This is a genomic window from Blastococcus haudaquaticus (genome assembly GCF_900230285.1).
Classification (GTDB): Bacteria; Actinomycetota; Actinomycetes; order Mycobacteriales; family Geodermatophilaceae; genus Blastococcus_B; species Blastococcus_B haudaquaticus.
This window is the reverse complement of record NZ_OCNK01000002.1, coordinates 427,753-449,663: the sequence shown is the minus strand read 5'-3', so window position 1 is coordinate 449,663 and position 21,911 is coordinate 427,753. Positions and strand designations below refer to the sequence as shown.

Annotated in this window: 26 protein-coding genes; 12 read left to right on the top strand and 14 right to left on the bottom strand. The window is 72.8% G+C overall.

Features of this window, described 5'->3' with window-relative positions; translation table 11 throughout:
• Positions 1-136: 136 nt before the first annotated feature.
• From CRP30_RS08765 to CRP30_RS08745, 5 genes are all read left to right on the top strand, one after another.
• Complete coding sequence (locus tag CRP30_RS08765) at positions 137-1,321, top strand: CaiB/BaiF CoA transferase family protein (RefSeq protein ID WP_097183557.1); 1,185 nt, start codon at positions 137-139, stop codon at positions 1,319-1,321.
• Positions 1,314-2,153, top strand: a complete 840-nt coding sequence (locus tag CRP30_RS08760) for a citryl-CoA lyase (RefSeq protein ID WP_097183556.1) — start codon at positions 1,314-1,316, stop codon at positions 2,151-2,153. Before CRP30_RS08765 ends, CRP30_RS08760 begins: the two co-directional genes overlap by 8 nt.
• A 10-nt stretch (positions 2,154-2,163) precedes the next feature.
• A complete protein-coding gene (locus tag CRP30_RS08755; RefSeq protein WP_097183555.1) occupies positions 2,164-3,135 on the top strand; it encodes a quinone oxidoreductase family protein in 972 nt (323 codons plus the stop codon).
• A 56-nt stretch (positions 3,136-3,191) separates the two neighbouring features.
• On the top strand, positions 3,192-4,058 hold the full coding sequence (locus tag CRP30_RS08750) for a dioxygenase family protein (RefSeq protein ID WP_097183554.1): 867 nt from the start codon (positions 3,192-3,194) through the stop codon (positions 4,056-4,058).
• Between the two features lie 62 nt (positions 4,059-4,120).
• Positions 4,121-4,408: a DUF1905 domain-containing protein gene (locus CRP30_RS08745; protein ID WP_097184077.1), complete on the top strand. Its 288-nt coding sequence runs from the start codon at positions 4,121-4,123 to the stop codon at positions 4,406-4,408.
• A gap of 7 nt (positions 4,409-4,415) precedes the next feature.
• On the opposite strand, the gene CRP30_RS08740 is transcribed toward CRP30_RS08745, so the two are convergent.
• The 5 genes from CRP30_RS08740 to CRP30_RS08720 all read right to left on the bottom strand — a co-directional run bounded on the left by CRP30_RS08740 (position 4,416) and on the right by CRP30_RS08720 (position 9,270).
• Entirely contained in the window at positions 4,416-6,080 is a 1,665-nt protein-coding gene (locus CRP30_RS08740; protein WP_097183553.1) for a Na+/H+ antiporter, read from the bottom strand.
• A 57-nt stretch (positions 6,081-6,137) separates the two neighbouring features.
• A complete protein-coding gene (locus tag CRP30_RS08735) occupies positions 6,138-6,872 on the bottom strand; it encodes a Clp protease N-terminal domain-containing protein (protein WP_097183552.1) in 735 nt (244 codons plus the stop codon).
• 59 nt (positions 6,873-6,931) lie between these two features.
• Positions 6,932-7,129 carry a hypothetical protein gene (locus CRP30_RS08730; RefSeq protein ID WP_097183551.1) on the bottom strand — a complete coding sequence of 66 codons (198 nt, stop codon included), beginning with the start codon at positions 7,127-7,129 and terminating at the stop codon, positions 6,932-6,934.
• A gap of 141 nt (positions 7,130-7,270) precedes the next feature.
• Positions 7,271-8,956 (bottom strand): ribonuclease J, encoded by a 1,686-nt coding sequence (locus CRP30_RS08725; protein WP_097183550.1) that lies wholly within the window; start codon positions 8,954-8,956, stop codon positions 7,271-7,273.
• A 110-nt stretch (positions 8,957-9,066) separates the two neighbouring features.
• On the bottom strand, positions 9,067-9,270 hold the full coding sequence (locus CRP30_RS08720) for a cold-shock protein (RefSeq protein ID WP_089334648.1): 204 nt from the start codon (positions 9,268-9,270) through the stop codon (positions 9,067-9,069).
• A gap of 335 nt (positions 9,271-9,605) precedes the next feature.
• On the opposite strand from CRP30_RS08720, the gene CRP30_RS08715 reads away from it, so the two are divergent.
• The 6 genes from CRP30_RS08715 (at position 9,606) to urtE (ending at position 15,304) form a co-directional block, all read left to right on the top strand.
• Positions 9,606-10,181, top strand: a complete 576-nt coding sequence (locus tag CRP30_RS08715; protein WP_097183549.1) for a class I SAM-dependent methyltransferase — start codon at positions 9,606-9,608, stop codon at positions 10,179-10,181.
• 390 nt (positions 10,182-10,571) lie between these two features.
• Positions 10,572-11,801 carry an urea ABC transporter substrate-binding protein gene (gene urtA, locus CRP30_RS08710; protein ID WP_235003278.1) on the top strand — a complete coding sequence of 410 codons (1,230 nt, stop codon included), beginning with the start codon at positions 10,572-10,574 and terminating at the stop codon, positions 11,799-11,801.
• A 23-nt stretch (positions 11,802-11,824) separates the two neighbouring features.
• Positions 11,825-12,709 (top strand): urea ABC transporter permease subunit UrtB, encoded by an 885-nt coding sequence (urtB, locus tag CRP30_RS08705; protein ID WP_097183547.1) that lies wholly within the window; start codon positions 11,825-11,827, stop codon positions 12,707-12,709.
• Entirely contained in the window at positions 12,706-13,851 is a 1,146-nt protein-coding gene (urtC, locus tag CRP30_RS08700) for an urea ABC transporter permease subunit UrtC (RefSeq protein ID WP_200814630.1), read from the top strand. The genes urtB and urtC overlap by 4 nt, the downstream gene beginning before the upstream one ends.
• Positions 13,851-14,612 (top strand): urea ABC transporter ATP-binding protein UrtD, encoded by a 762-nt coding sequence (gene urtD / locus CRP30_RS08695; protein WP_097183546.1) that lies wholly within the window; start codon positions 13,851-13,853, stop codon positions 14,610-14,612. The genes urtC and urtD overlap by 1 nt, the downstream gene beginning before the upstream one ends.
• On the top strand, positions 14,612-15,304 hold the full coding sequence (urtE, locus tag CRP30_RS08690; protein WP_097183545.1) for an urea ABC transporter ATP-binding subunit UrtE: 693 nt from the start codon (positions 14,612-14,614) through the stop codon (positions 15,302-15,304). The genes urtD and urtE overlap by 1 nt, the downstream gene beginning before the upstream one ends.
• Positions 15,305-15,311: 7 nt before the next feature.
• On the opposite strand, the gene CRP30_RS08685 is transcribed toward urtE, so the two are convergent.
• From CRP30_RS08685 to CRP30_RS08680, 3 genes are all read right to left on the bottom strand, one after another.
• A complete protein-coding gene (locus tag CRP30_RS08685) occupies positions 15,312-16,097 on the bottom strand; it encodes a class I SAM-dependent methyltransferase (protein ID WP_097183544.1) in 786 nt (261 codons plus the stop codon).
• 79 nt (positions 16,098-16,176) lie between these two features.
• Positions 16,177-16,320, bottom strand: a complete 144-nt coding sequence (locus CRP30_RS22480) for a hypothetical protein (protein WP_159961637.1) — start codon at positions 16,318-16,320, stop codon at positions 16,177-16,179.
• Positions 16,321-16,334: 14 nt separating this feature from the next.
• Positions 16,335-16,868, bottom strand: coding sequence for a GNAT family N-acetyltransferase (locus tag CRP30_RS08680; RefSeq protein ID WP_097183543.1), 534 nt, complete (start codon positions 16,866-16,868; stop codon positions 16,335-16,337).
• 84 nt (positions 16,869-16,952) lie between these two features.
• Between CRP30_RS08680 and CRP30_RS08675 the strand changes: the two genes are divergently transcribed.
• Positions 16,953-17,417 (top strand): winged helix-turn-helix transcriptional regulator, encoded by a 465-nt coding sequence (locus CRP30_RS08675; protein ID WP_097183542.1) that lies wholly within the window; start codon positions 16,953-16,955, stop codon positions 17,415-17,417.
• Here the strand turns inward: CRP30_RS08675 and murD are convergent.
• The 6 genes from murD to CRP30_RS08645 all read right to left on the bottom strand — a co-directional run bounded on the left by murD (position 17,404) and on the right by CRP30_RS08645 (position 21,897).
• The gene (murD, locus tag CRP30_RS08670) at positions 17,404-18,702 is read right to left on the bottom strand and encodes a UDP-N-acetylmuramoyl-L-alanine--D-glutamate ligase (protein ID WP_097183541.1); all 1,299 of its coding nucleotides are present in this window, start codon (positions 18,700-18,702) and stop codon (positions 17,404-17,406) included. The genes CRP30_RS08675 and murD overlap by 14 nt on opposite strands.
• The gene (locus CRP30_RS08665) at positions 18,677-19,996 is read right to left on the bottom strand and encodes a MurL-like N-terminal domain-containing (RefSeq protein WP_097183540.1); all 1,320 of its coding nucleotides are present in this window, start codon (positions 19,994-19,996) and stop codon (positions 18,677-18,679) included. The genes murD and CRP30_RS08665 overlap by 26 nt, the downstream gene beginning before the upstream one ends.
• A gap of 78 nt (positions 19,997-20,074) precedes the next feature.
• On the bottom strand, positions 20,075-20,410 hold the full coding sequence (locus tag CRP30_RS08660) for a hypothetical protein (protein WP_097183539.1): 336 nt from the start codon (positions 20,408-20,410) through the stop codon (positions 20,075-20,077).
• Between the two features lie 41 nt (positions 20,411-20,451).
• A complete protein-coding gene (locus tag CRP30_RS08655) occupies positions 20,452-20,901 on the bottom strand; it encodes a DUF5313 family protein (RefSeq protein WP_097183538.1) in 450 nt (149 codons plus the stop codon).
• Positions 20,898-21,374, bottom strand: coding sequence for a MarR family winged helix-turn-helix transcriptional regulator (locus CRP30_RS08650; protein WP_097183537.1), 477 nt, complete (start codon positions 21,372-21,374; stop codon positions 20,898-20,900). Before CRP30_RS08650 ends, CRP30_RS08655 begins: the two co-directional genes overlap by 4 nt.
• Before the next feature lie 55 nt (positions 21,375-21,429).
• Positions 21,430-21,897: a heme-degrading domain-containing protein gene (locus CRP30_RS08645; protein ID WP_097183536.1), complete on the bottom strand. Its 468-nt coding sequence runs from the start codon at positions 21,895-21,897 to the stop codon at positions 21,430-21,432.
• Positions 21,898-21,911: the final 14 nt, after the last annotated feature.

Here is a 21,911-nt window from a genome sequence, read left to right as displayed (position 1 = left end):
CGACTCCTGGTGTCAAGGGAGGAGCGAGCAGACGTTCGCGGGCGCGAGGACGCCGGTTGACACCCTGCTGCGACGGTGGTGAGACTGCCCGTCAGCCGGACGGATGTCCGTCCGGGCGGCGCGAGCGAGGAGCACCATGACTTCTGGACCGGCGCTCACCGGAGCGCGGCCGGGTGGCCCCCTCGCGGGCCTCCTGGTGGCCGACTTCTCGCGCATCCTCGCCGGGCCGTACAGCACGATGCTGCTCGCCGATCTGGGCGCGGAGGTCGTCAAGGTCGAGGGCCCCGGCGGGGACGACACCCGCACCTGGCAGCCGCCGGTCCGCGAGGGCGTCTCCACGTACTACCTGGGCGTCAACCGCAACAAGCGGTCCGTGGCGCTGGACCTCAAGGATCCCGACGACGCCGCCCTCGCCCAGGAACTGGCCCGGCGCGCCGACGTGCTCGTGGAGAACTTCAAGCCCGGGGGGCTGGCCCGCTTCGGTCTGGACTACGACACCGTGGCGGCGGGCAATCCCGGCGTCGTCTACGCCTCGATCAGCGGGTTCGGCAGCGGTCCGGGCGGCGCGGCCCTGCCCGGCTACGACCTCATCGTGCAGGCCATCTCCGGCTTCATGAGCCTCACCGGCGACACCGACGGCGAGCCCTACCGCGCCGGCGTCGCGCTGTTCGACGTCATGGCCGGGCTGCACGCGACGATCGGGGTGCTCTCCGCCCTGAACCACCGGCACGAGACCGGCCGCGGGCAGCACGTGGAGGTGAACCTGCTGTCGTCGGCGCTGTCCGGCCTGGTGAACCAGACCAGCGCCTTCGTCGCCGGCGGGGTCGTGCCCTTCCGCATGGGGAACAGTCACCCGAGCCTCTTCCCGTACGAGCCGCTGCCGTGCGCCGACGGCGAGCTGATCATCACCGCGGGCAACGACGGCCAGTTCCGCCGGCTGTGCCAGGTGCTGGACCTGCCCGACCTGCCCGACGACCCCCGGTTCGCCCGCAACGAGGACCGCACGGCGAACCGGGACGCGCTCCGGCCGCTGCTCGTCGAACGGCTGCGCACCCGGTCGAAGATGGACTGGTTCCGCGACATCATCGGCGCCGGTGTGCCGTGCGGGCCGATCAACACCATCGACCAGGGCGTCGCCTTCGCCGAGGAGATCGGCCTCGCCCCGGTGGTCCCGGTGGGCGAGGGTGCCGCGGCCGTCCCCGGGGTGCGCAACCCGATCACCTTCTCGGCCACCGAGGCCGCCTACCGCCTGCCCCCGCCGTCCCTCGACGAGCACGGCGCGGAGATCCGGCAGTGGCTGTCGGGGAGCGCCGATGTCTGAGCACCCCGGATACCCGACCGCGCTCGGCGCGTCGAGCCTGGACTCGATCACGCTCCTGGGCACCGATCTCGCCCGTGACGTCATGGGCAGCGTCGGCTTCGGCGAGCTGTCGTTCTGGCTGGCCACCCAGCGCCGCCCGACGCCCGGTGAGACCCGCGTCTTCGAGGCGGTGCTGGCGGCCCTGGCCGACCACGGCTTCACCCCCACCGCGATCGTCACGCGGCTGACCTACCTGTCGGCGCCGGACTCGATCCAGGGTGCGCTGGCGGCCGGGCTGCTCGGCGGCGGCTCCCGGTTCCTGGGAGTGACCGAGGACTGCGGGCGGTTCCTGCACGAGGTGCTCGCCCGGGTCGAGGGCGGGCTGCCGACGGACGACGCCGGCTGGGACGCGCTCGCGCTGGAGACGGTGAGCGCGCACCGGGCCGCGGGCCGGTTCGTCCCCGGACTCGGGCACCACGTGCACAAGCAGGGCGACCCGCGCACCCCGCGGCTGGTCGAGATCGCGACCGAGGAGGGGCTGGTCGGCCCGCACCTGTCGTTGTTCGTGGCGATCGGGCGGGTGCACGAGCAGGTGCTCGGCAAGCGGCTGCCGCTCAACGGGGCCGGTGTCTGCGGTGCCGCGCTGGCCGATCTGGGGCTGCCGCTGGAGCTGCTGCGCGGGTTCGCGCTGCTCGCCCGCACGGCCGGCCTGATCGGCCAGCTCGCCGAGGAGCTCCGGCACCCGGTGGCCAACGACGTCTTCCTGTCGGTGGACCTGAACAACCGCCCCGTCCCGCCCGACCCGTTCGTCCCCCCGCCGCTGCCGGCGGCCGGCGACCACCCGAGCGCCTGAGGAGGCCGGCGTGCGCGCAGCCGTCCTGCACACCCCGGGGGACGCCCCGGCCTTCGCCGAGCACCCCGACCCCGCCGCGGTGGCCGGGTGGAGCACCGTCCGGGTCACCGCGGCGCCGATCGTGCCCCTGGACCTGCTCGCCGCCTCCGGGACCTCCTACTTCGGCCGGCCGGCGGTGCCGTACGTGCCCGGGGTGCAGGGCGTCGGCGTGGTGGAGGAGTCGGCGGCCCACGCCCCGGGGACCCGCGTGTGGTTCGCGACGAGCGCGGGCATGGCGCCGGGCGACGGCAGCCTCGGCGAGCGGTGCGCGGTGCGCGACGCCGACCTGGTCCCGGTGGACGCCGACCTGCCCGACCCGCACCTGGCGGCCCTCGGGCTGTCCGCCGTCGCCGCATGGCGGATCCTCGCCGACCGGGCCCGGCTGCGGCCCGGTGAGACGGTCCTCGTCCTGGGTGCGGGTGGTGCCGTGGGCCAGGCGTCCGTGGGCGCCGCCGGGGTCCTGGGCGCCGGCCGGGTGGTCGCCGTGTGCCGGTCGGAGGAGGCGCAGCGTCGCGCAGGGGAGCTGGGGGCCGACGCGGTGGTGCCCTTGTCCGGCGACGTCGACTCCCTCACCGCCCGCTTCCAGGACGCGTGCAACGGACGGGCCGACGTCGTCGTCGACCCGGTGTTCGGGACCGCGGCCACGGCTGCCTCCCGGGTCCTGGGGGAGGGAGGTCGGCTGGTCAACCTCGGCGGCGCCTCCGGGGACGTCGCCGAGTTCTCCTCCGCCGTCCTCCGCAGCCGCTCCGCCGAGGTGCTCGGCTACACGAACAACGCCCTGACGCCGGCCGAGCGCGCCGAGACGCTGGGCGTGGTCGCCGGCCATGCCGCCGGCGGCCGCATCGCCGTGGCCCACGAGGTGCTGCCGATGGCCGCGGTGACCGAGGCCTGGCAGCGCCAGGCCGCCGGTGCCGCCGGCGCGCGCCTGGTGCTCACGCCCTGACCCCGTCCGTTCCGCGGCCGGCACCCGCCGGTCGCCCCCGACCGCAGGAGGATCCCGTGCAGCTGGTCACCGAGGACAACATCACCGACCTGGCGGTGCAGCGCTGGTCGACGGCGGAGGACCCGCGCCTGGGCGAGCTGATGACCGCCCTGGTCCGGCACCTGCACGACTTCGCCCGCGAGGTGCGGCTCACCGAGGCCGAGTGGATGGCGGCCGTGCAGTGGCTGACCGCGACCGGGCAGATCAGCACCGAGAAGCGGGAGGAGTTCATCCTCGCCTCCGACGTCCTCGGGCTGTCGATGCTCGTCGTCCAGATGAACCACCGGCTGGACCCGGCGGCGACTCCCGCCACGGTCCTCGGCCCCTTCCACATCGAGGGCTCACCGGAGCTCGACTACGCCGCCGACATGTCCGACGGCCTGCCCGGCACGCCGCTGTACCTGTCGGGCACCGTGCGCGACCTGGCCGGGGACCCGGTGGCCGGGGGAGTGCTCGACGTCTGGCAGGCCGACACCGACGGCGCCTACGAGTCGCAGATCCCCGACATCGACGAGGCCCGGCTGCGCGCCAAGTACACGACGCGGGAGGACGGCAGCTACTGCGTCCGCACCATCGCGCCGCTGGGCTACACGATCCCGATGGACGGGCCCGTGGGCGACCTCGTGGGGCGCACGGGCATCAGCCACTTCCGCCCGGCGCACATCCACTTCCTCGTCAACGTGCCCGGTTTCGAGCCGCTGATCACCCACCTGTTCCAGGAGGGGGCCGACTACCTCGACAGCGACGTCGTGTTCGGCACCAAGCAGGAGCTCGTCGTCCGCTTCGAGGAGCGCGAGCCGGGCCCGACCCCGGACGGCGGGAGTTCCGAGGTGCCGTGGCTCGAGGCGCACTACGACTTCGTGCTGCAGCCGCAGGTGCGATGAGTTCCGCGCCGCCGACCGGTCCCACCGGGCAGGACCGGTCGGAGACCGAAGGAGATCCCGTCATGACGGCGAAGCAGGGACCGCTGGACACCGAGTTCGTCGCGCCGCTGGTGCAGAGCCCCGCGAGGGGAGGCTGGACCTACGTGCAGATGCCGGGGTCGGCGGAGTTCTTCGGCACGCGCGGCCTGGTCAAGGTGCGGGGCCGGGTCGACGGCCACCCGTTCCAGAGCTCCTTCATGGCCCTGGGCGACGGGACGCACAAGCTGCCGCTGAAGGCCGACGTCCGCATGGCGATCGGCAAGCGGGCCGGCGACGTCGTCACCGTCCACCTCGACGAGCGGCTGGGCTGACGGCGGCTCACTGCTGGCTGCGGGAGGGCAGCAGGCCCTCCTCGTGGTCGAGCTCGCGCTCGAGCTTGCGCAGGCTCTCGTCCGGCAGCCGGCCGACGTCGCGCCAGCGCAGCAGCTCGTGCCGCTGCGCGTCGATGACCGTGCGGCGCAGCCGGAGGGCCGCCTCGTACTGCGGCGACAGCGGGATCTCGCCGGCCTCGGCGCTGTCGAGCAGGTCCAGACGCTTGCGGTAGCGATTCAGCCGGGTCGTGAGCTGCGCGCGCAGGCTCGTGATCGCCTTGTCGTCGACGTCGTCGTGCTCCTCGGCCTCCATCTCCGCCAGGCGCGCCAGGGCGGCCTCCACCGAGGCCATCCGTGCCAGGTTGCGCAGCCGCGCCTGGTCCGCCTCGTCGGCGCGCAGGCCCAGCGCCCGCACCAGCGGAGCGAAGGTGAGCCCCTGGCCGACCAGGGTGACCAGGACGGCGAGGAACGCGCAGAAGAGCAGCAGCTCGCGATCGGGGAAGGGCGCTCCGCTCTCGGTGGTGAGCGGCAGCGCGAAGATCGCCGCCAGGCTGATCACGCCGCGGGTGCCCGCCCAGCTGAGGACGACGATCTCCCGGCCCGACAGCCGGCCGGTCGGGTGGCTGCCGTCGTTCGGCTCGCCGTCCCCGTCGAGATCCTGGTCGGTCAGCCGCATGTGCATCGCCTGGGGAAGGTGCTCGGTGAGCCAGAGCCAGAGGGGGCGGAGCAGCAGGACGACCCCGATGGTGATCGACGCGGCGATCACGATGGTGGAGGTCTCGTACACGCCGAGTCCGTCGATGACGGACGGGAGTTGCTGGCCGATGAGCAGGAAGACGAACCCCTCGAGCAGGAAGTCCACCAGGCGCCAGACGGCGTTCGTCTGCAGGCGGCTGGCGCCCGACGCCCAGCTCGGGTTGTTGTGCCCGATGATCAGCCCGGCGACGACCACCGCCAGGACGCCGGACACGTGCACCGCCTCGCCCAGCAGATAGGCCACGAAGGGGGTGGCGAGGGAGACCGCGTTGGACGACAGCGGGTCGCTGCGCAGCCGGCGCAGCGGGCGGACGCCGTAGGCCACCGCGACTCCAGCGGCGACGCCGCCGACCGCCGAGACCAGGAACTGGCCGACGGCCGCGGGGGTGGAGAACCCGTCGCCCTGGGCGGCCGCGATCGCGACGCCCAGGATGGTGAGCGCGGTGGCGTCGTTGAGCAGACCCTCGCCCTGGATGAGCGTGATCAGCCGTGGCGGCAGACCCGCCTTGCGGCCGACGGCGAGCGCGGCCACCGGGTCGGGTGGGGCGACGGCCGCACCGAGCGCGATGCCGGCGGCCAGCGTCGCGCCGGCGACGAACAGGGCGAAGCCGAGGCCGATGACGAGCGCCGTCGCCAGCACGAGGAGCACCGACAGGCTGATGACGGTGCGCAGGTTCTGGCGGATCGCCGTGAGCGAGGAGTCCAGGGCGGCGCTGTAGAGCAGGGGCGGCAGCACGAGCGTGAGGACCAGGTCGGGGTCGAGCGTGATGTTGGGCCCCGGCAGGACCGCGTAGAGGATCCCGACGAGGGTCAGGAGTGCCGCCGCCGGGAGCCCGGTGCGTGCGGCCACCCACCGCACCGCCACGAGGACGGCGACCGCGCCGAGGACCAGGAGCAGGAGCGTCTCGGCATGCACCCCCGCATCCTCCCGGAACACCCGGTCGGCCCCCAGCAGGCGGGGGCCGACCGGGTGTCAGGCCTGCTGCCGCGGGGCGGCCGCGATCGACGAGAGGGCGGCGACGACGTCGCTCTCCACCCGGTCACGGTCCAGGCCGAGCCCGGCGAGCACCCCGGTGCCGTCCTCGACCTCCAGGAGGGCCAGCAGGACGTGCTCCGTCCCGATGTAGTTGTGCCCGAGCCGCAGCGCCTGCCGGAAGGTGAGTTCCAGGGCTTTCTGGGCGTGCGCGTCGAAGGGGATCAGGTCGGGTACGTCGCCGCCGGCCGGGGGGAGCGTGGCGACGGCGGTCTGCCGGACCTTGTCCGCAGGGATCCCCTGGCCGGCGATCGCCTTCGCCGCCAGGCCGTCCGGCTCGCGAAGGAGCCCGAGCACCAGGTGCGCGGTCGTGATGGTCGCGTTGCCGGCCGTCCGTGCCTCGTCCTGCGCGGCCATCACGACGTTGCGCGCCCGCGGGGTGAACCGGCTGAAGCCCTGCGAGGGGTCGAGGTCGTTCTCCGCCTTGGGCACGAACCGCTTCTGGGCCGCCTGCTTGCTCACGCCCATGCTGCGGCCGATGTCCGACCACGAGGCGCCCGACCGCCGGGCCCGGTCCACGAAGTGCCCGATCAGGTGGTCGGCCACCTCGCCGAGGTGGTCGGCGGCGAGCACCGCGTCGCTGAGCTGGTCGAGGGCATCGTCGTGCACCTGCTCGATCGCCGAGATCAGGTCGTCGAGCCGGACAGGGTTCGAGGTGCGCGTCGGTTCGGTCATGTCGTCAACCTACGGTTGACGATGGAGTCACGTCAACCACAGGTTGACGCGACAGCCCTTCAGCGCTGTTGCCGGCGCGCGATCACGACCAGCACGAGCAGGACGACCACCAGCGGCGCCCATGACGGCAGACCGAGCGGCCCCAGCAGAGCGCCGGCCACGAAGAGCAGGAGCTGGAAGGCGACGAAGATGCCGACGAACAGCACGACGTAGAACAGCACGGGCCGTTCCATCTGCAGACGGCGCAGGTAGTCCATGGCCCCTCCTCGGGTCGTCGGTAGCGCGAACGGTCTCGTCCAGCATCGGCACCGTGTCCCCGGAACTGAAGACGGGCGCCCGGAACGGAAGACGACGGCCCCCCGACAACGTCACGTCGGGGGGCCGCGGTTCCCGACAGGTCAGGCGTCGATGACGATCGGGATGATCATCGGGCTGCGCCGGCCGGACCGGTGCGCCCACTGGCCGACCGCGCGCGAGATGAGCTGCTCCAGCTGGGTGGCCCCGCCGACGCCCTCCTCCGCGGCCTTCGCCAGCGCCTTCTCGATCAGCGGGACGACCGCCTCGAAGGTGGTCTCGTCGTGGGCGAACCCGCGGGCGAGGAAGTCCGGCGGCTCGGCCAGCATCCCGGTGTCGGCGTCCACGATGGCGACGACGGTGATGACGCCCTCCTCCGCGAGGTTGCGGCGATCCTTCAGGTGGGCCTCGGTGGCGCCGCCCACGGTCTGGCCGTCGACGTAGACGTTGCCGGCGGGCACCTTGCCGCTGATCCGCACCCGGCCCCCGACGAGGTCGACGGCGATCCCGTCCTCGGCGAGGACGACGCCCTTCGGGTGCACCCCGGTGCGGATGGCGAGCTCGCCGTTGGCCTTGAGGTGCCGCCACTCGCCGTGCACCGGCATGACGTTGCGCGGCTGCACGAGGTTGTAGCAGTAGACGAGCTCCCCGGCGCTGGCGTGGCCGGACACGTGCACCTTCGCGTTGCCCTTGTGCACGACGTTCGCGCCCCAGCGGGTGAGCTCGTTGATCACCCGGTAGATCGCGTTCTCGTTGCCGGGGATGAGCGAGCTGGCCAGCAGCACGGTGTCGCCCTCGGTGATGCGGATGACGTGGTCCCGGTTGGCCATGCGCGACAGTGCCGCCATCGGCTCGCCCTGCGACCCGGTGCAGATCAGGCAGACCTGGTTCGCCGGCAGCTTCTCCAGGACCTTCATGTCGACGACCAGGCCGTCGGGCACGTTCAGGTAGCCCAGGTCGCGGGCGATGCCCATGTTCCGGACCATCGACCGGCCGACGAAGGCCACCTTGCGGCCGTGCGCGTGGGCCTGGTCGAGCACCTGCTGGATGCGGTGCACGTGGCTGGCGAAGCTGGAGACGATGACCCGCCGCGGGGCGGTCCGGAACACCTTCTCGATCGCGGGCACGAGCTCACCCTCGGAGGTGGTGAACCCGGGGACCTCGGCGTTGGTGGAGTCGGTGAGGAAGAGGTCGACCCCCTCCTCGCCGAGCCGGGCGAACCCGCGCAGGTCGGTGATCCGCCGGTCGAGCGGGAACTGGTCCATCTTGAAGTCGCCGGTGTGCAGGACCAGCCCGGCGGCCGTCCGGATGGCGACGGCGAGCGCGTCGGGGATGGAGTGGTTGACCGCGAGGAACTCGAGGTCGAAGGGACCGAACTCGACCAGGTCGCCCTCGGACACCTCGACGGTGGCCGGGCGGATCTTGTGCTCCTTGAGCTTGGCCTCGATGAACGCCAGCGTGAGCTTGGACCCGACCAGCGGGATGTCCGCCCGCTCGCGCAGCAGGTAGGGGACGCCACCGATGTGGTCCTCGTGGCCGTGGGTCAGGACGATCGCGACGACGTCGTCCAGGCGGTCCCGGATGGCGGTGAAGTCGGGGAGGATCACGTCGATGCCCGGCTGGTGCTCCTCGGGGAAGAGGACCCCGATGTCGACGATCAGCAGTTTGCCGGCGTGCTCGAACACGGTCATGTTGCGACCGATCTCGCCGAGGCCACCCAGGGCGATCACGCGCAGGCCGCCGTCGGGCAGTGGCGGGGGCGTGCGCAGTTCGGGGTGCGTGCGACTCATGGCCTGAACGTTACGGCGCGCCTCTGCGGCTCCGGCGACATGGGCAGCCGGGGCCGGAAAAGCAGAACGGGGGCCACGGCGCGATGCGCCGTGACCCCCGTCCCGGTGGATCAGATGGGGCGGACGTTCTCCGCCTGCGGGCCCTTCTGGCCCTGCGTGACGTCGAACTCGACCTGCTGGCCCTCGTCGAGCGACTTGTAGCCGTCCGAGACGATGGCGGAGTAGTGGCAGAAGACGTCGGCGCCGCCGCCGTCCTGGGCGATGAACCCGAAGCCCTTCTCCGCGTTGAACCACTTCACAGTGCCCTGAGCCATGCTGTTCTCATTCCGTGCTGGGGGTGTCCGGACCGGCTAGTGCCGGTCTTCGGGGCGCTGCACCACCGGCAGGACCGAGAGGAACGTCAGGCAGAGGACGACTGCGGACGTTCAAGAACGAAGCAGAGGCACAACAGCGACCGACGTGAACCCTACGCTGCCCAGCACGTTCGTGTGGGCGGTGCCCCCTGATCGCGTGTCCGGCGCGGCGCGTGTCACCCGTTCGGGGGTGGGTCACGAGCGGACCGGGTGCGGGGACCTGGGCTGCGTGAAGGGCGCGTCCGTGCCATCGTGCTGCGGAGAGTCGGGCGCCGGGTCCGCTCCGGAAGGGCCGCATGAACCAGCAACTGGCAGATCGACTCCGCTTCCTGCGGGCGTTCGCGACGAACCCGCGCCAGGTGGGGGCCATCCTGCCGACCTCCCGGCTCGCGGTGCGCGACATGCTCGACATGGGGGACGTGCCGGGCGCGTCCCTGGTGGTCGAGCTCGGGGCCGGTACGGGATCGCAGACGGGGGAGATCCTCGCCCGCATGGGCCCGGACGCGCGCCTGGTCGCCCTGGAGATCGACCCGCGGCTGGTGGAGATCCTGGAGGAGCGGTTCACCGACCCGCGGCTGCAGGTCGTCTGTGACTCCGCGGAGAACCTCGCCGACCACCTGGGGGACGAGCGGGCCGACGTGCTGGTCTGCGCCCTGCCGTTCACCTCGCTGGAGCCGAAGCTGCGGCGCCGGATCCTCGAGTCGCTCCCGAGCGCGCTCGGTCCCGACGGCGTCGCGCTCGTCATCCAGTACTCGCCGCTCATCCAGTCCGAGCTGCGCCGGCTGTTCGGCGACGTGCGCCGGCGCATCTCGCCGGTGAACGTCCCGCCGGCCTTCCTCTTCGCCTGCCGCCGCGGCCCCCGGGTGGACTGACCGGCTCCAGCAGTGCCAGGGGAACCCCCGCGGGTGAGCCCGAGCGTGGCGTGCCCGGCGACGCCGCGCAGGTGGCTCACGAGCGGACAGGACGTCGCCAGGGGCAGCGCGGCCGCGGTCGCCGAGGACGCTCGGTCGCTCCAGTGATGCGCAGGTCACAGCCGTGGGACGTCGCGTAACGCCGCCTTCATCGGCGCAGAGCAGGGCTGGAACATCCGGTTCCTACGTTTCTGCCACCGAACGGACCCACGGCCTCGCCGAGGTCGCCCGGCGTCCGTTCACCGGTGGCTCGCGGCCCTCCGCGTCGTGGAGTCACCTCCGGACCAGGGAGCGACATTGCGCAAGCTTCGCCGTCGTCACGTAGGGGCCACACTCACCGCCGCAGCTCTGGTGCTCGGCACGACCGCCTGCGGGAGCCGGGTCGACGACACGGGGGAGGCCGCTGCGGACGGCGGGGTGGAGTCCTGCGTGGACACCTCGGGTGATTCGGTGAAGATCGGCCTGCTGAACTCCATGTCCGGCACCATGTCCATCAGCGAGACGACCGTCCGCCGGTCCCTCGAGCTCGCCGTCGAGGAGATCAACGCCGACGGTGGGGTCCTCGGCAAGCAGCTCGAGGTGGTCACCGAGGACGGCGCGTCCGAGCCGACGATCTTCGCGGAGCGCGCCACCAAGCTGATCCAGAGCGACTGCGTCGCCGCGGTCTTCGGTGGCTGGACCTCCAGCAGCCGCAAGGCGATGCTGCCGGTGTTCGAGAGCAACGACGCGCTGCTGTTCTACCCGGTCCAGTACGAGGGCCTGGAGGCGTCGGAGAACATCTTCTACACCGGCGCGACGACCAACCAGCAGATCATCCCGGCCCTCGACTACCTCAAGGACGAGGTCGGCGTCACCTCGCTGCACCTGGTCGGCAGCGACTACGTCTTCCCGCGGACGGCGAACGCGATCATCACGGCCTACGCCGAGGAGAACGGCATCGAGATCGTCGGCGAGGACTACGAGCCGCTCGGCTCCACCGAGGGCATCCAGACGATCGTCAACCGCGTCCAGAGCTCCGGCGCCGACGCGGTCTTCAACACGCTGAACGGCGACTCGAACGTCAGCTTCTTCACCCAGTACGCCAACGTGGGGCTGACGCCGGAGACGATGCCGGTCCTCTCGGTGTCCATCGCGGAGGAGGAGGTGCCGGGCATCGGCGTCGACAAGCTGGAGGGCCAGTACACGGCCTGGAACTACTACCAGACCGTCGACAGCCCGGAGAACGAGCAGTTCGTGACCGCCTTCAAGGAGGCCTACGGCGACGACGCGGTGACCAGCGACCCGATGGAGGCCGCGTACACCTCGGTCTACCTGTGGAAGGGCATGGTCGAGAAGGCGGAGTCCTTCGATGTCGCCGACGTCCAGGAGGCCGCCGACGGCGTCAGCTTCGACGCCCCCGAGGGGCCGGTGACGGTGGACGGCGACAACCACCACATCGCCAAGACCGCGCTCATCGGCCGGGTGAACGCCGATGGGCTGATCGACGCCGTCTGGTCCTCCGACGGCCCGATCGACCCCGACCCGTGCCTCGAGGGCTACGACTGGGCCTCGAGCATGGAGAAGGACGAGACCTACTGCTGACCGGCTGAGCGGGAGGTCATCGGATGGACGCCGTCCTCGGCCAGCTGTACGCCGGCATCAGCCTCGGCTCGGTGCTGCTGCTCGTGGCCCTCGGGCTGACGCTCACCTTCGGGCAGATGGGCGTCATCAACATGGCGCACGGGGAGTTCCTCATGGCGGGGGCCTACACGGCCTTCGTCGTGCAGCAGGTGATCGGCGGCGCCGGCCTGGCGCTGCTGATCGCCCTGCCGCTGGCCTTCCTGGTCGGCGGGCTCCTCGGGGTGCTCCTCGAGACGACGCTGATCAGCCGGCTCTACTCGCGGCCGCTCGACACCCTGCTGGTCACCTGGGGGGTCTCGCTGGTGCTCCAGCAACTGGCGCGGGACGTCTTCGGGGCGCCCGCCGTGGAGGTGCGCGCACCGGAGTGGCTGCGCGGCAACGTGGAGGTCCTCGGGGTGCCGTTCACCACCGGGCGGCTGTTCATCGTCGTCCTGGCGGTGGTGGCGGTGGCCGTGCTCAGCGCGGTGCTGCGGTTCAGCTCCCTGGGGCGCCGCGTCCGCGCAGTGGTGCAGAGCCGCGGACTGGCCGAGACCTCGGGGATCGACAGCCGCCGCACCGACCGGCTGACCTTCTTCATCGGGTCGGGCCTGGCCGGGATCGCCGGGGTGGCTCTGACGCTGATCGCCTCGACGCAGCCCTACATGGGGCAGACCTACATCGTCGACGCGTTCCTCGTCGTGGTCGCCGGTGGCATCGGGCAGATCCGTGGTGCGGTCCTGGCCGCCTTCGGCCTCGGCGTCCTGCAGGCGTTCTTCGCGTACTCGCAGTCGGTCAGCACCGCCAAGGTGCTGCTGCTGCTCTGCGTGATCGCGTTCCTGCAGCTGCGTCCGCAGGGGCTGTTCAGCGTCCGGACGAGGAGCCTCGTGTGAGCGGGCGGTTCGGGAGCCGGGCCGTGGTGCTCGGTGGGTACCTGCTGGCGGCGGTCGTCCTCTTCGGGGCGGCGCCGGCGCTGCTGAGCGACTTCCGGCTGCGGTTGCTGGCGCAGTTCCTCTGCGTGGCGATGGTGGCCGTGGGCATCGGCCTGGCCTGGGGGAGCGGCGGCATGCTGACCCTCGGGCAAGGGGTCTTCTTCGGCCTCGGCGCCTACATCATGGCCATGCACCTGCAGCTCAGCGACGCCGGCCCGGGCGGGCGGCCGGCCTTCATGGTGACCGGCAGCGGGCTGCCGTGGTGGTGGGAGCTGTTCCGCAACCCGGTGACCGCCGTGCTGGGCATCGTCGGCGTCCCCGCGCTGCTCGCGCTCCTGCTCGGGCTCGGCGTCTTCCGCCGACGGGTCAAGGGCGCCTACTTCGCGATCCTGTCCCAGGCCTCGGCCGCGGCGTTCGCCCTGCTGCTGATCAGCCAGCAGAACACCATCGGCGGATCGAACGGGCTCAGCAACTTCCGGCAGTTCTTCGGCTTCGCGCTGAGTGACCCGGTCAACCGCCGGATGCTGTACTTCATCGCCGCCGGTGTGCTGATCGCGATGGTCGCGGTGGTCCACCAGCTCCGGCGCAGCAGGTACGGCGAGCTGCTGACGGCTGTCCGTGACGGCGAGGAGCGGGTCCGCTTCCTCGGCTACGACCCCGCCCTGATCAAGGTGTTCGCCTACGTGGTGGCCGCCGTCTTCGCGGCGATCGGCGGGGCGCTGTTCGTCCCCATCGTCGGCATCATCTCGCCGAACAACGTCGGGGTGGTGCCCTCGATCGGCTTCCTCATCGGGGTCGCCGTCGGGGGGCGGGCCACGCTGCTGGGCCCGGTGCTCGGCTCGCTCGCCGTCTCCTACGCCGGCAGCACGCTGTCGGAGAACTTCGAGTCGGTGTGGATCTACCTGCAGGGCCTGCTGTTCGTCCTGGTCGTGGCCTTCCTGCCCGGAGGCATCGGCTCGCTGGGCGGGGTGCTGCGCGGCCGCCGGCGCAGGCCCGGCGGCGTCGTCGGGGAGGGCATCGGGCACGGCCCGCCCGGGCCACCTCTGGTGGACGACGCCGGGCCCGAGCGGGCCCCGGCGGACGCGCGCGGAGGAGGGGCCTGATGCGGCAGGACTACCTGGAGATCCGCGGGCTCCGGGTCAGCTTCGACGGGTTCGTCGCGGTGGACGGTGTGGACCTCACGGTCCTGCAGGGCGACCTGCGCTTCCTCATCGGCCCGAACGGGGCGGGCAAGACGACCCTCGTCGACGCCGTCACCGGGCTCGCCGCGGCCTCCGGCTCGGCGAAGTTCGACGGGACCGAGCTGCTCGGGCAGAAGGAGCACCAGATCGCCCGGGCGGGCGTGGGCCGCACCTTCCAGACCGCGAGCGTCTTCGAGCAGCTGACCGTCCTGCAGAACCTCGACATCGCGGCGGGTTCGCAGCGCCGGCGCCGGTCGCTGCTGCGGGCCCGGGCCACCGTCCCCGACAGCGTGCAGCTGGCGATGGAGACGACGGGCCTGACCACGCTGCGAGACCGGCCCGCCGCGGAACTGTCGCACGGTCAGAAGCAGTGGCTGGAGATCGGCATGTTGCTCGTGCAGAACGCCACGGTGCTCTTCCTCGACGAGCCGGTGGCCGGGATGAGCGCCGAGGAACGGGAGCAGACCGGCGAGCTCCTGCGCCGGGTGCGCCGCGACCACGTGGTGGTCGTCGTCGAGCACGACATGGAGTTCCTGCGCGCGTACGCGGACTCGGTGACGGTGCTGGCGGCCGGCAAGGTCCTCGCGGAGGGCACCTACGCCCAGGTGCAGGCCGATCCGCGCGTGCAGGAGATCTACCTCGGTCCTGGATCGCGGGGCCCCGGACACCAGGCGGTGCACTGATGCTCGAACTCCGCGACGTGCACATCGCCTACGGGCGCACGGAGGTGGTGCACGGCATCGACGTCGTCGTCCCGCCGGACGGCGTGGCGGTGATCCTCGGCCACAACGGCGCGGGCAAGACGACGCTGCTGCGGGCTGCCGTCGGCCTGCTGCCGCCGCGCCCGGGCCGTGTCCTGCTCGACGGCGAGGACGTCACGGGGCTCCGGCCGCACCAGCGCGTGCGCCGGGGGCTCGCGTACGTGCCGCAGGGGCAGCAGAGCTTCCCGCAGCTGACCGCGGCGGAGAACCTCCAGCTCGTCGCAGACGGACGCCGGGACGGGCGGGCGCGCACCGGCGAGGCGCTCGACCTCTTCCCGGCGCTGAAGGAGCTGCTCGGCCGGCGGGCCGGGCTGCTCTCCGGCGGGCAGCGCCAGCAGCTGGCCATCGCCCGCGCGCTCATCACCGGCCCGCGGCTGCTGATCCTCGACGAGCCGACGGAGGGCATCCAGCCCAGCGTGGTCACCGAGATCCAGGAGGCGATCCTGGCACTCACGCGCCGGGGCGGGTTGTCGGTCCTGCTCGTCGAGCAGCACGTCGGCTTCGCGCTCAGCGCGGCGAGCACCTACTACGTCGTCGAGTCGGGCCGGGTCACCGGGACCGGCGACGGAGGCGCCGCCTCCACCGCCGCCGTGCGGGCGGCGATGGCGATCTGACCGGCCGTCACGGAGCCGTTCCCCGCACGGCCCACGCCCGCGCGGTCAGCGCGACGGATCCGTCGTCGGCCACCGGCAGCCGGTCCCGGACGGCGTCCCGCAGCGTCTCCTGCTGGTCCGCGGGCAACGCGGCGAGGTGGGCCGGCGCGGGGCCGGTGCCGCCGAGGAAGGGGGACCAGAAGTCGTCGAAGTCGCGGAAGGCCGTGGGGACGACGATCGGGGTGGTGTCGACGCCGGTCAGGCCCGCTGTCACGAACACTGCCTGCAGGGCCGCGCGGCGGCAGAAGCCGAAGCGCACGGCCTCGTGCATCGTCGGCTCGGCCAGGCCGAGGTCGAGCGCCGCGTCCCAGTAGGCGGCCATGAGCTGCATGCCGTCCGGGTAGTCCCAGACGTACGCGGCCACGGTGCCTCCGGGGCCGACCGCGCGCCGCAGCTCGCCGAGGACCGCGGTCCGTTCGGCGACGAAGTTCAGCGTCAGGCCGGAGACGGCGACGTCGAACGAGCCGTCCACGACCGGCAGGGCCCGGGCGTCCCCGACGCCGAACCTCGCCCGGGGGTCGGGGATGACCCCTGCGGCGTGCGCGACGAAGTCGGCAGAGGGGTCGACGCCGACGACGTCGGTCGGTGCGGCGGCGGACAGCACGGCCTCGGTGAGCGCGCCGGTACCGCTGCCGACGTCCAGCCAGCGGGCGCCGGGGGGTCGGTCCAGCCACCTGACGAAGTCGGCCGCGACGAGCCGGCTCCAGCGCCCGACGTAGATGTCGTAGCTCGCACCGCTGGACCACACGCCCATGTCGCCCGACCGTAGCGGCCGGGCGCCCCCGTGCGGGCGGGATCGTGCGGGCGGGATCGTGCGGGCGGGATCGTGCAGCTCAGCGGCGGGAGTACAGGGTGGCGATCTCGTGGGCGGACTCGACGGTGGGGGCCAAGGCCAGGGCACGGGCCAGCGCGCGCTCCTCGCGCAGGTGCCGGCGGGCGTCGCGACGGGCGGCGAAGGTGGTGTGCAGGCGGGACATGACGGTTCCTTCTCTCAGTGCGGTGCGGTCAGGACGAGGGAGCCCGCCCGCGGGGGCGCGGATACCGGCTCCGGTGGTGCGAGGGGGCCCGTGACGGTCAGGACGTCGTCGTCGGGGACGACGGTCGCGCGGGGGAGCAGCCGGCGCGCGAGCCCGAGCGCCGGCCGGTTCCCCGGCTGCACCGTCGCGGTGAGCGTGCGGACGCCGCGGCGGGCGGCCAGCGAGCTGAGCTCGGCGAGCAGCTGCCGTCCCAGCCCCACGCCCTGCCACGCGTCCTCGACGAGGACGGCGATCTCGGCGGTGGCGGGGTCGTCGACGGGCCGGTCGTAGCGGGCGACGCCGACCACCTCGCCCCCGACGACCGCGACGACGGCCTCGCGGAGGTCGTGGTCGACCGTGACGAGTCGGCGGACGGTCTCGGCCGGCAGGGAGTGCACCGGGGCGTGGAACCGGCGGTACACCGTCTCGGCGGACAGGCGCGGCCAGAGCCGGTAGAAGCGCGCCTGGTCGTCGGGCCGCACCGGCCTCGTCGTCACCGCGATGTCCATCCCGGCCTCCTGGGTTCGTAAAACGAACTGTCCTCCTCCGATCGAGGTTCGTCAAGTGAACCCAGCCGGGTCTAGACTGCGCATGTGACGGATGCCTCGTGGGACCGGTCCCGCTGCTCGGTGGCGGGCACCCTGGCCGTGGTCGGGGAGAAGTGGAGCCTGCTGGTCCTGCGGGAGGCCTTCCTCGGCGTCCGCCGGTTCGCCGACTTCCAGCGTCAGCTCGGCGCCCCGAAGGCCGTGCTCACCGATCGGCTCGGCACGCTCGTCGAGCAGGGCATCCTCCGGCGCGTGCCGTACCAGGCGGCGGGCGAGCGCCAGCGGCACGAGTACCGGCTGACGACGAAGGGGCTGGACCTCTATCCGACCCTGGTAGCGCTCATGCAGTGGGGCGACAAGTACCTGGCCGACGACGTCGCTCCGCTGGCCCTCGAGCACCGGGACTGCGGGTCGCCCGTGCACCTGGGCCTCGTCTGCGACGACGGGCACGAGCTCACGAGCGCGCGCGAGGTGCGCCCCGTGCCTCAGGCGGCGGCGGTCACCGCGAGCTGAGCTGCTCCACGGCCCGCACGAAGTCGGCGGCCCGCTCCTCGTAGTTGCGGTAGCGGCCGAAGCTCGGGGCAGCGGGGGAGAGCAGGACGACGCCGTCCGGGCGGGCCCACTCGAAGCCGGTGCGGACGCCCTCGGGGAGGTCCGCGACCTCGCGGACGTCGACGTCCGGCGCACCGGAGCGGAGGGCCGTGGCGATGCGCGGGCCGCTGTCGGGGAGGCAGATCGCCAGCAGGTCCGTCCGACCGGTGAGCCCCTCGGCCAGCGGCGCGTAGTCGATGCCGCGGTCGTGCCCGCCGACCAGCAGGGCCACCCGCCGGCCACGGAACGCGTCGACGGCGGCGAGAGTGGGCAGCACGTTCGTGGACAGGCTGTCGTCGACGAAGTCCACGCCGTCGACCCGGCCGACCGGGCGCAGCCGGCTGCCCAGACCCGCGAAGTCGTGCGCGGCGGCGGCGATCCGGTCGTCGTCGTCGGCACCCGGGACGCCGAGGGCGACCAGGGCGGCGCGGGCGACCAGGGCGTTGCGGACGTTGTGCTCGCCGAGCAGTCCGAGCCCCGCCGTCCAGCCGGGGTCGTCGGTCGAGCGCACCCAGGTGACCGACGGACCGAGCAGGTCGGCGTGCTCGGCCAGCAGCGCGCTGTCGCCGTCGGCGACGACGCTGCGCACGCCCGGACGGCTGCACAGCGAGAGCTTGTCGCGGTAGTAGTTCTCGATGCCGCCGTGCCAGTCGAGGTGGTCCTGGCTGAGCGAGGTGACGGCGACGACGGCCGGGCCGAGGGTCACGTCGGTCGCCTGGTAGCTGGAGGTCTCCACGACCCACCAGTCGACGTCCTGCGGCGCCTCGGGGTCCCAGGGCGCGGTGCCGAAGTTGCCGCCGAGCAGCACCCGCTGACCGAGGCCCGTGGCCAGGTGCCCGGCGATCGCGGTGGTCGTGCTCTTGCCCTTGGTCCCCGTGATGCACAGGACCCGGTCCCGGTCGGCCTCGGCCAGCCACAGCCCGAGCCCGCCGGCCACCGGCACCCCGGCGCCCTCGAGGGCCCGCAGGTCCTCGCGGGTCCGGGAGATGCCCGGCGACTTGACGACGACGTCGCAGGCGGCCAGCGCCTCGAGCCCACCGGCCTCGGTGCCGACGACGTCGTCGGTGGCCGGGCGATCGTCCACCAGGACCTGCGGCGCCACCCCGAGCTCGGCGAGCTTGCGCAGGTTGGCGCGGCCCTCGACGCCCAGACCCCAGACGCCGACCCGGCGGTCGCGCAGGTCAGACCAGGAGATCGTCGGCGGCATACGGGCCTTCGATGAAGTGCTCGCCCATGGGGGCGAAGTACCGGGCGGTGGGGCCGGGGGCGGCCGGCTGCTCCGCGCGCAGCTGCGCGAGCACCGGGTTGCCGGCCCGGTCGGGACGGGCCGCAGTCAGCTCGAGGGCGATCCGGCACTCCCCGACGTCGCCCACGCACTCGAACGGCTTGGTCGCGGCGGTGTCGCCCAGCAGCCCGCGGAACTTCGGCAGCATCTCGGTTCGGTCCAGCGGCTCCCGCCCGCCGAAGACGGCGCGCAGCTGCTCGGCGGACATGAAGGGCGCCAGGATCAGGTCGATGAACGCGCACTTGTCGCACTCGCCGCACCAGGCGGTGGCGCGCTTCGCCGGGTCCACCGTGAAGGCGCGGTTGCAGCTGCGGAAGACCGGGTGGTAATCGGTCAGCTCGGCGAACCGCTCGGCGACCCACAGCTCGCTGTAGGGGCGGAGCGCGGAGAAGTAGCGGAACCCCGGCAGCACGGCGTCCAGCATCCGGCGGAAGCCGACCTCGAAGTCCAGCGACTTCGAGTACTGGTGGTTGATGCCCCGGCCGTCCACCTCGACGGTCGGCGCCGACGCGGACCACTCGTTGCTCATGATCACCGCGCTGCGGTGGTCGAGCACGGCGGCGAGGACGGCGATCGCGGACAGGACCCCGGTGACCGGCACGTGCCCGTTGAGGAAGCCGAGCTCGCGGCTGCGGAGCACCTGCGGGTCGAGGGTGCGCGACGCCCGGACGATCGGCAGGCCGGTGACGGCGGCGGCGTCCTCGATCGGGTCGAAGCGGCCCACGATGAACAGGCTGCTGTCGGGGTGCTGCTTCCGCGTCTCCTCGACCACGACCACGGAGTCGATGCCGCCGCCGAAGGGGATCAGCGGGCGCTCCTCGGGCAGCTGCCACGGCACCGGCTCGGCGAGGTCGGTGCGGCCGCCGACGATCTGGAGGTCGTCGATGGACAGGTCGTTGACGTAGCTGAACTCGCCCAGGCCCTGCAGGTAGAACTCGCGCAGGAAGGCGATCTCGTCCTCGGTGACCGGGGTGTCCCCGAGGTCGATGACCGGGGGAGCGGCGGTCTTGTAGTACGAGATGCCGCTGAGCAGGAACAGGATCCGTGCCGCGGCGGCGACGCCGGGCTGGTCCCAGTCCAGGTCGCCGGAGAGCCGCACGACCTCCTGGAAGGATCGACCGTCGAGGGAGTACCGGGAGGTGATCTCACCGGTGGCGGGGGAGACGTCCACGCCCTCGTAGGTGAACGTCGAACCCCGGCGATCGTCGCGCTTCATCACCGGCGAGCCTACCCGCCGCGTGCCACCGTCCCGGTGGTCCGACCGGGCGCCGCGCAGGTCAGCGACGGAGTGCAGTCAGCGGCGGGAGTGCGAGGCCCACAGGAGCCCGCCGACCACGGCGAGGCCGAGCCGGGCGGCGGCCGGCGCCCCGGTCCCGGGAGATCGCCGGCGGGAGGCGAGGACGCCGCCGGCCGACCGCTCGGAGAGCACCGACCACAGCGACAGCCAGGACAGCGCGGATCCGACGCTGAGCGCCGAGCCGATGGAGCCGATGGAGGCGAACGAGCCGATGCTGCCGATCGAGGCGGCCGAGCCGATGCTGCCGATCGAGAGCACCGACCCGGTGGAGCCGATGGACAGCAGCGAGTCGGTCGACCAGAGCGACCACAGCGACCGGGTGGATGCGGACATGCCCGCATCGTGGCCCAGCACGACGCGGGCGACCAGCCCGGTCAGCGCCCCTGGCGTGCCCGGTACCGCGCCGCCCGGCGCGCCGAGGCCGCACGTCGTCGCTCGCTGTCGCGGGCCTGGCGTTCCCGGGCCGCCCGGTCGCGCACGACGGTGGCCGTGCCGGGCCGGTAGCCGGCCCGCTTGACCCGGTTCTCGGTGGTCTCGGGCATGTAGGCCAGGGAGAAGAACAGTCCGAGGAAGACGCCGCCGAGCGCGGCCATCCCGCGGATCCAGAACTCGCCCGGCACGAGGATCAGCACCAGTCCGATCGGCACGGCCAGTTGCACCATCGAGCGCAGCACGTGGCGCAGCGCCCAGGTGCGCGTGGTCGTGTCGTGCAGGACCCAGGGGCTGAAGCGGGCCGGGAGCGCCCCGCCCATCGCGTACCAGAGCCAGCGGAGGGGGTCGGGACGGCGGACGTCCCCGGCGGGAGCGGGTGCCGCGGTCGTCATGGGCCGGCCGCCTCGAGGGTGGCGGGCGGCTCGAGGGCCCGCTGCGAGGCCGCGATGACCCGCGTGAGGGCCCCGTGCAGCGCGGCGAGCTCGGCGACGTCCATGCCCAGCCGGTCCACGATCCCCGGCGGGATCGCCTCGGCGCGGGCGCGCAGGGCGCGGCCGGCGTCGGTGAGGGCGATGGCGAGCGCGCGCTCGTCCTTGGGGTCGCGGTCGCGGCGCACCAGCCCACCGGCCTCGAGCCGCTTGACGAGAGGGGACAGCGTGCCGGGGTCGAGCTGCAGCAGACCGCTGAGCCGCTTGACGGAGAGCGGTCCGTGCTGCCAGAGGGCGAGCATGACCAGGTATTGGGGATGGGTGAGCCCCATGGGCTCCAGGAACGGCCGGTAGACGGCGACGACGTTCCGGGCGGCGACGGACAGGGCATAGCAGACCTGGTGCTCCAGGGCGAGCGGGTCGGGCTGCAGGGGCATATCGTTAGCGTACCAACGATTGGCCCACCAATTGTGTGGCTCCGGACACCGGTGGTCAGCCCCGGAGGTGGGCCCGCAGCGCGCCGACCACCATGCGGTGGTCGTCGACCTGCGGCAGGCCGGACACGACGACGACGCCGACAGGTCCGACGTCCCGGACCAGCAGCGGGAACGCGCCGCCGTGCGCGGCGTAGCGGGCGGGGTCGAGGCCGAACTCCTCCTCGAACGTCGTCCCTCGCTCGATGCTCGCCTGGCGCACGTACAGGCTGCTGTGCCCGAACCGTTCCACCACCCGGGTCTTGCGCCGGATCCACGAGTCGTTGTCCGGCGTCGCCCCCGTCAGGGCGGCGTGGAACACCTGGTGCCGGTGCCGGCTGATGTCCACCGCGATGGGCAGGCCCCGTTCCCGTCCCGCCGCCACGAGCGCGGAGCCGAGCCGCCAGGCGTCGTCGGCGGTGAACCGGCGGAACTGCAGCTCCTCCTCCTCGGCCGCCAGATCGGTCAGGGCGTAGCGAACGGTCATGCGCCCTTCCTACC

Bases quoted from the DNA above. Each gene is read 5' to 3' on its own strand.
- CRP30_RS22480 (WP_159961637.1), bottom strand. From the start codon at position 16,320: ATGTCCCGCCTGCACACCACCTTCGCCGCCCGTCGCGACGCCCGCCGG.
- urtB (WP_097183547.1), top strand. From the start codon at position 11,825: ATGGACGCCGTCCTCGGCCAGCTGTACGCCGGCATCAGCCTCGGCTCG.
- murD (WP_097183541.1), bottom strand. From the start codon at position 18,702: ATGCCGCCGACGATCTCCTGGTCTGACCTGCGCGACCGCCGGGTCGGC.
- CRP30_RS08730 (WP_097183551.1), bottom strand. From the start codon at position 7,129: ATGGACTACCTGCGCCGTCTGCAGATGGAACGGCCCGTGCTGTTCTAC.
- CRP30_RS08745 (WP_097184077.1), top strand. From the start codon at position 4,121: ATGACGGCGAAGCAGGGACCGCTGGACACCGAGTTCGTCGCGCCGCTG.
- CRP30_RS08720 (WP_089334648.1), bottom strand. From the start codon at position 9,270: ATGGCTCAGGGCACTGTGAAGTGGTTCAACGCGGAGAAGGGCTTCGGG.
- CRP30_RS08735 (WP_097183552.1), bottom strand. From the start codon at position 6,872: ATGACCGAACCGACGCGCACCTCGAACCCTGTCCGGCTCGACGACCTG.
- CRP30_RS08645 (WP_097183536.1), bottom strand. From the start codon at position 21,897: ATGACCGTTCGCTACGCCCTGACCGATCTGGCGGCCGAGGAGGAGGAG.
- CRP30_RS08680 (WP_097183543.1), bottom strand. From the start codon at position 16,868: ATGGACATCGCGGTGACGACGAGGCCGGTGCGGCCCGACGACCAGGCG.
- CRP30_RS08765 (WP_097183557.1), top strand. From the start codon at position 137: ATGACTTCTGGACCGGCGCTCACCGGAGCGCGGCCGGGTGGCCCCCTC.
- CRP30_RS08660 (WP_097183539.1), bottom strand. From the start codon at position 20,410: ATGTCCGCATCCACCCGGTCGCTGTGGTCGCTCTGGTCGACCGACTCG.
- urtE (WP_097183545.1), top strand. From the start codon at position 14,612: ATGCTCGAACTCCGCGACGTGCACATCGCCTACGGGCGCACGGAGGTG.
- CRP30_RS08725 (WP_097183550.1), bottom strand. From the start codon at position 8,956: ATGAGTCGCACGCACCCCGAACTGCGCACGCCCCCGCCACTGCCCGAC.
- CRP30_RS08715 (WP_097183549.1), top strand. From the start codon at position 9,606: ATGAACCAGCAACTGGCAGATCGACTCCGCTTCCTGCGGGCGTTCGCG.
- CRP30_RS08650 (WP_097183537.1), bottom strand. From the start codon at position 21,374: ATGCCCCTGCAGCCCGACCCGCTCGCCCTGGAGCACCAGGTCTGCTAT.
- CRP30_RS08665 (WP_097183540.1), bottom strand. From the start codon at position 19,996: ATGAAGCGCGACGATCGCCGGGGTTCGACGTTCACCTACGAGGGCGTG.
- CRP30_RS08685 (WP_097183544.1), bottom strand. From the start codon at position 16,097: ATGGGCGTGTGGTCCAGCGGTGCGAGCTACGACATCTACGTCGGGCGC.
- urtD (WP_097183546.1), top strand. From the start codon at position 13,851: ATGCGGCAGGACTACCTGGAGATCCGCGGGCTCCGGGTCAGCTTCGAC.
- CRP30_RS08655 (WP_097183538.1), bottom strand. From the start codon at position 20,901: ATGACGACCGCGGCACCCGCTCCCGCCGGGGACGTCCGCCGTCCCGAC.
- CRP30_RS08760 (WP_097183556.1), top strand. From the start codon at position 1,314: ATGTCTGAGCACCCCGGATACCCGACCGCGCTCGGCGCGTCGAGCCTG.